Genomic DNA, 6,243 nt, shown 5'->3' with positions numbered 1-6,243 from the left:
GGTCCCGCCGCCCGATCCGGGGCGGCGGACCCGCCGCGGCGCCCCACCGCCCGGCCAGCTCGTCCAGGTACAGCACCTCGTCGTCCTGCAGCACCGCCAGCTGCACCGTGCAGCCGAAGCGCTCGTGCAGCGCCGCCAGGTACGGTGCGGCGACCTGCCGGACGTCGATCTCCTGCAGCGCCCGCTGCGCCAGCGACAGCACCCGGCCGCCCAGCCGGTAGCGGCGGTCGGACAACCGGTGGACGAAGCCGTGCTCCTCCAGGGTGCGCAGCAGGCGCAGCGCGGTGGACTTGTGCACGCCGATCGAGGCGGCGGCCTGCCCCAGGGTGACCGGGCCGTCGCCGAGCGAGCCGAGCAGGGTCAGGGCGCGGTCCAGGGACTGCGACATTCCGCCCCCCGACTCCCGGTTCCGCCTCCTGCTTCCGCCCCGTCCGCGCGAACGGTGGCCGTCAGGCTAACCGTTCGCGGGCCCGGCCCCGTACCGGGTTGCCCGGACGGGCAGCGCGGCGGTGCGCCGCGTCCGGTGGCCGGATCGGTGCGCTGCGGGGCGATGCGGCGGATCACGTCCGTCCGTGCCGGTCCGGTGCCGGCCGGGGGGCCTCTACAATCGGATGGTTATGCCATACCTGGACCATGCGGCGACCACGCCGATGCTGCCCGAGGCGATCGCCGCGATGACGGCGCACCTGGGGGTCGTCGGCAACGCCTCCTCCCTGCACGCGGCCGGCCGCCGGGCCCGCCGCGTGGTCGAGGAGGCCCGTGAGTCGCTGGCCGAGTCGCTCGGCGCCCGGCCGAGCGAGATCGTCCTCACCGGCGGCGGCACCGAGTCCGACAACCTGGCCGTCAAGGGCCTGTACTGGACCCGCCGCGGCGCCGACCCGGCCCGCACCCGGGTGCTGTGCAGCCCGGTCGAGCACCACGCGGTGCTGGACGCGGTGCACTGGCTCGCCGAGCACGAGGGCGCCACCGTCGACTACCTGCCGGTGGACGCGCTCGGCCGGGTCCACCCGGCGGCGCTGCGCGAGGCGATCGAGCGGGACCCGGCCTCGGTCGCGCTGGTCACCGTGATGTGGGCGAACAACGAGGTCGGCACCGTCCAGCCGGTCGCCGAACTCGCCGCCGTGGCCGCCGAGTACGGCATCCCGATGCACGCCGACGCGGTGCAGGCGCTCGGTCAGGTCCCGGTCTCCTTCGCCGGCTCCGGGCTCACCGCGCTCACCGTCACCGGCCACAAGATCGGCGGCCCGTTCGGCATCGGCGCGCTGCTGCTGTCACGCGGCGCGACGCCCGTGCCGCTGCTGCACGGCGGCGGCCAGGAGCGCGACGTCCGTTCCGGCACCCTGGACGCCCCCGGCGCGGCCGGCTTCGCCGCGGCGGCGGCCGTCGCCGTCGAGCGGCGCGCCGAGCACGCCGTCACGCTGGGCGCGCTCCGCGACGAGCTGGTCGCCTCGGTGCTGGCCGCCGTCCCCGACGCGGTGCTCAACGGCGACCCGGCGACGGAGGGGCGGCTGCCCGCCAACGCGCACTTCTCGTTCCCCGGTTGCGAGGGCGACGCGCTGCTGATGCTGCTCGACGCCCAGGGCATCGAGTGCTCCACCGGCTCGGCCTGCTCGGCCGGCGTCCCGCAGCCCAGCCACGTGCTGCTGGCGATGGGCGTCGACCCGCTGCTGGCCCGCGCCTCGCTGCGGTTCTCGCTCGGCCACACCTCGGGCCGGGAGGACGTCACCACCCTCGCCGAGGCCATCGCCCCGGCCGTCCAGCGCGCCCGCAACGCGGGCCTGGCGGCCGTCCGGCGGTAGGTTTTTCCGAGGGCAGGCGTCCGCCGGAACCACGTACTCTTGGTGGCATCATGACTGACTTCCCGGGTGCCCCGACCGCTCCGTCCGCCACTGGCCGCCTGCGTGTGCTCGCGGCGATGTCCGGCGGGGTGGACTCCGCCGTCGCCGCCGCCCGTGCCGTCGAAGCCGGGCACGAGGTGACCGGCGTGCACCTGGCGCTCTCCAGCAACCCGCAGTCCTTCCGGACCGGCGCGCGCGGCTGCTGCACCATCGAGGACTCCCGGGACGCCCGCCGCGCCGCCGACGTGATCGGCATCCCGTTCTACGTCTGGGACCTCGCCGAGCGCTTCCGCGAGGACGTCATCGACGACTTCGTCGCCGAGTACGCGGCCGGGCGCACCCCCAACCCGTGCCTGCGCTGCAACGAGAAGATCAAGTTCGCCGCGCTGCTGGACAAGGCGATCGCGCTCGGCTTCGACGCCGTCTGCACCGGCCACTACGCCCGGATCGTCGACCTCCCGGACGGCTCGCGCGAGCTGCACCGGGCCGTCGACGCCGCCAAGGACCAGTCGTACGTGCTCGGCGTGCTGGACGCCGACCAGCTGGCCCACTCGCTCTTCCCGCTCGGCGACACCACCAAGGACGTCATCCGCGAGGAGGCCGAGCGGCGCGGCCTGGCCGTCGCCAAGAAGCCGGACTCGCACGACATCTGCTTCATCGCGGACGGCGACACCCAGGGCTTCCTGGCCAGGCACCTGGGCACCGCGACCGGCGACATCCTGGACGTCGACGGCACCAAGCTCGGTGAGCACGACGGCGCGTACGGCTTCACCATCGGCCAGCGCAAGGGCCTGCGGATCGGCCGCCCGGCCGCCGACGGCAAGCCGCGCTACGTCCTGGACATCTCCCCGGTGAACAACACCGTCACCGTCGGCCCGGTCGAGGGCCTGGACGTCACCGCCCTCACCGCCATCCGCCCCCGCTGGTGCGGCACCGAGCCGGTGGCCGACGGACGCTACACCGCCCAGCTCCGCGCCCACGGCGAGGAGGTCCCGGTCTCCGCCTCGGTCGTGGACGACACCCTCCACGTCGCCCTCGACACCCCCGCCCGAGGCATCGCCCCCGGCCAGGCCGTGGTCCTCTACGACGGCCCCCGCGTCATCGGCTCCGCCACCATCGCCACCACCCACCGCCCCGCCGTCACCGCCTGAACCCGGGCCCGATCCGCATCGCTGAGCCCTTCGGCTTCGCGCTGAGCCCGGCGGCGCTCGTGCCGTACCGGGGCTGAGGAACAAAGGTGGTGAAGGAGGGCGCCGGGGCGTGATAGACCGGATCCACTATGAATATCTGCGTCTTCTGCTCCGCCGCCCCGCTCGACGACCGTTACACCGCCCCCGCTTCCGAGTTCGCCCGGCTCCTCGGTGAGGGGGGTCACACGCTGGTCTGGGGTGGCTCGAACGCCGGGCTGATGGGGGAGCTGGCGGACGGCGTCAAGGCGGCCGGGGGGCGGCTGGTCGGGATATCCGTGGAGTTCCTGAAGCACAAGGCGTACGAGGGGGCCGACGAGCTGGTCACCACCGCCGACCTCGCGGAGCGCAAGGCGCTGCTGCTGTCGCGCGCGGACGCCGTCGTCGTCCTGGTCGGCGGGCTCGGCACGCTGGACGAGGTCACCGAGGTGCTGGAGCTCAAGAAGCACGCGCTGCACGACAAGCCGGTGGTCGTCCTGGACACCGAGGGGTTCTACGCGGGCCTGCGCACCCAGATGGAGCGGATGGACGCGGAGGGCTTCCTCCCCCGCCCGCTCGCCGAGCTGATCGGCTTCGCCGACACCCCGGCCCAGGTCTTCGAGCGGCTGAAGGCCTGAGAGGATCGGAACCATGGCCACTCATCTGATCACCGGCGCCGGTTCCGGCATCGGCGCCGTCCTCGCCGAACGTCTCGCCGAACGCGGCGACGAGCTCTGGCTGCTGGCCCGGGACGCCCGCCGGGCCGCCGGGCTGCGCGAGCGGTTCCCCGGCGCGAAGACCCTGGTCGGCGACCTGGGGGACCCGGCGAAGCTCTCCTGGGCCTTCGGGCACCAGGCGCTGCCGGTCGAGCTGGACTCGCTGCTGCACGTGGCCGGCATGGTGGAGCTGGGCCCGGTCGGCGAGCTGCCGGTCAAGGCCTGGCAGGACACCCTGAACGTCAACCTGGTCGCCCCCGCCGAGCTGACCCGTCTGCTGCTGCCCTCGGTGCGGCTGGTGAAGGGCCACGTGGTGTTCGTGAACTCCGGCGCCGGCCTGCGCGCGAGCGCCGACTGGTCGGCGTACGCGGCGAGCAAGCACGGGCTGAAGGCGCTCGCCGACGCGCTGCGGCTGGAGGAGCACGGCAACGGCGTACGGGTCACCTCCGTGTACCCGGGCCGCACCGCCACCGCGATGCAGGTCAAGGTGCACCAGCAGGAGGGCAAGTCGTACGACGCCGGGCAGTGGATCGAGCCCGAGTCGGTGGCCAAGGCCGTGCTGGCGGCGCTGGACGCCTCCCGGGACGCGGAGATCACCGACATCACGGTCCGCCCCGGCCGGTAGGAGGTCCACGGACGGGGCGCCGGCAGGTCCGGTGCCCTTGATGTTCGGCGGCCGGAACCGCGAAGATCCTGGGGTTCGTCCTCGTCCTGTCCGGGTACGGAGGATTGGCATATCATCAGGCCGTCGGCCTGTCAGGGGGGTTCCATGTTCAGACTTCGCACAGCACTCGCAGTCGGCGCGACACTGCTCGGAACGGTCGGTCTGCCGGCCGTCGCGACGAGCGGCGCGCAGGCGGCTGCCACCACTTCCTACGTCAACAACGCGCCCGGCACACCGACCGTCGACCTCAAGGGGGACGTGGCGCAGGACGGCCCGGCGGTACCCAACACCGGCACCGGCGGTAGCGCGTACACGCCGGTGGGCCCGGTGCGGCTGCTGGACACCCGGGAGGCGATCGGGGTCCCGTCGGCCCGGGCCGTGGCGCCGGGGGAGACGGTCAACCTGCCGGTCACGGGTGTGGCCGGGGTGCCGACGGACGGCGTGACAGCCGTGACGATGACCGTCACCGCGACCGAGCCGACGCGGGACGGCGACCTCGCGGTGCGCCCGTTCGGCTACGCGTGGTCGAGCCCCTCCTCGCTGATCGACGAGAGGGAGACCACCTCCACCCTGAACTGGGTCGCGGGCCGGACGGTCCCGAACCAGGTGACGGTTCCGGTGAAGGACGGCAAGGTGTCGTTCTACAACCACTCCGGCGGCACCGTGCACGTGATCGCCGACCTGGCGGGCTACTACAGCGCCGAGGGCGACCTCTTCCAGCCGCTGGGCCCGGCCCGGGTGCTCGACACCCGGGAGCCGATCGGGGTGCCGTCGGCGGGGGCCGTCCCGGCCTTCGGCACGCTGGAACTGCCGGTCGCGGACGCCGCCGGGGCCACGGCCGTGACGATGAACGTGACGGTCACCGAGCCGGAGCGGGAGGGGCACCTGACGGTCTACCCGCACGGTGAGGCCGCGCCGAACACCTCGAACCTGAACTGGACGGCCGGCCGGACCGTGGCCGGTCTCGTGACGGTTCCGGTGAAGGACGGCAAGGTGTCGTTCTACAACCACTCCGGCGGGACCGTGCACCTGGTCGCCGACCTGGCCGGCCGCTACGGCGCCGAGGGCCGGGCCGCCTTCCACCCCTCCGGCCCTTCGCGGGTCATGGACACCCGGGAGTACTGGGGTCGCCCGCACTACCGCACGCCGGCCGTCGTTCCGGCCTGGGGTTACGTGGCCGTCTACCCGGCCTGGGGCAGTTACCCGGCCGTGGCGACCCTGAACGTCACGGTGACCGATCCGGGCGCCGGAGGGCACCTCAAGGCGTACTCGGAGGGCAGCCCGAACGACACGTCCGTCCTCAACTTCGCTCCCGGCGACACCGTCGCCAACCAGGTCGTGGTGCCGATGAAGCGGGGCAGCGACCTGGTCATGTTCTACAACGCCAGCGGCGCACCGCTGCACCTCGTGGTCGACCGCTACGGCGTCGGGAAGTACTGACCCTCACCCGGCCCGCACCCTCCGGCGGCCCCGTACCGAGCCCCCCGCCCGGTACGGGGCCGCTGTAGTGGGACGCCTGATGACGCGTCGGCCACCCTGTGGAATGATCCGTACGCCCTCCACCGATGCGCGGTGCGCGGGGCCGGATCCCGCGGCCGCCGGCCGCTACGCACAGGGGGGCCTTTCCCATGTCCAGACTCCGCGCGTCCAGAACCCGGACGGCCCTGGCCGTCGGCGTGACGCTGCTCGGGACGGTCGGCCTGCCGGCCGTCACGGCGGGCGGCGCGTCCGCCACCGCGACTACGCTCCACGTCGACCACGCGCCCGGCGCCAACTGCAGCGACGCCGCCGGCGTCGGCAGCGCGGCCCCGTCCCACGCTGACCGGAACGCCGTCCGGGACTGCTGGACGCGCTGAGAG

7 protein-coding genes are annotated in these 6,243 nt (G+C 73.8%); 6 read left to right on the top strand and 1 reads right to left on the bottom strand.

Translation table 11 applies throughout. From position 1 onward, the window contains the following. A partial coding sequence (locus ABD308_RS34250; RefSeq protein WP_344343713.1) for an IclR family transcriptional regulator occupies window positions 1–388 on the bottom strand: 388 nt, incomplete at its 3' end. A gap of 229 nt (window positions 389–617) precedes the next feature. Between ABD308_RS34250 and ABD308_RS34245 the strand changes: the two genes are divergently transcribed. The 6 genes from ABD308_RS34245 (at window position 618) to ABD308_RS34220 (ending at window position 6,240) form a co-directional block, all read left to right on the top strand. Next, on the top strand, window positions 618–1,799 hold the full coding sequence (locus ABD308_RS34245; protein WP_344343711.1) for a cysteine desulfurase family protein: 1,182 nt from the start codon (window positions 618–620) through the stop codon (window positions 1,797–1,799). A gap of 50 nt (window positions 1,800–1,849) precedes the next feature. After that, entirely contained in the window at window positions 1,850–2,989 is a 1,140-nt protein-coding gene (gene mnmA, locus ABD308_RS34240) for a tRNA 2-thiouridine(34) synthase MnmA (protein ID WP_344343709.1), read from the top strand. A gap of 128 nt (window positions 2,990–3,117) precedes the next feature. Further along, a complete protein-coding gene (locus tag ABD308_RS34235) occupies window positions 3,118–3,642 on the top strand; it encodes an LOG family protein (protein ID WP_344343707.1) in 525 nt (174 codons plus the stop codon). A gap of 13 nt (window positions 3,643–3,655) precedes the next feature. Continuing rightward, window positions 3,656–4,345, top strand: coding sequence for an SDR family oxidoreductase (locus tag ABD308_RS34230; protein ID WP_344343706.1), 690 nt, complete (start codon window positions 3,656–3,658; stop codon window positions 4,343–4,345). 144 nt (window positions 4,346–4,489) lie between these two features. Continuing rightward, the gene (locus ABD308_RS34225; protein ID WP_344343704.1) at window positions 4,490–5,824 is read left to right on the top strand and encodes a hypothetical protein; all 1,335 of its coding nucleotides are present in this window, start codon (window positions 4,490–4,492) and stop codon (window positions 5,822–5,824) included. A 188-nt stretch (window positions 5,825–6,012) separates the two neighbouring features. Then, window positions 6,013–6,240: a hypothetical protein gene (locus ABD308_RS34220; protein ID WP_344343702.1), complete on the top strand. Its 228-nt coding sequence runs from the start codon at window positions 6,013–6,015 to the stop codon at window positions 6,238–6,240. Window positions 6,241–6,243 lie beyond the last annotated feature (3 nt).

The organism is Kitasatospora putterlickiae, from assembly GCF_039527695.1.
GTDB lineage: Bacteria > Actinomycetota > Actinomycetes > Streptomycetales > Streptomycetaceae > Kitasatospora > Kitasatospora putterlickiae.
The sequence above is the reverse complement of the archived record's forward strand: the minus strand, read 5'-3'. Positions and strand labels throughout refer to the sequence as shown.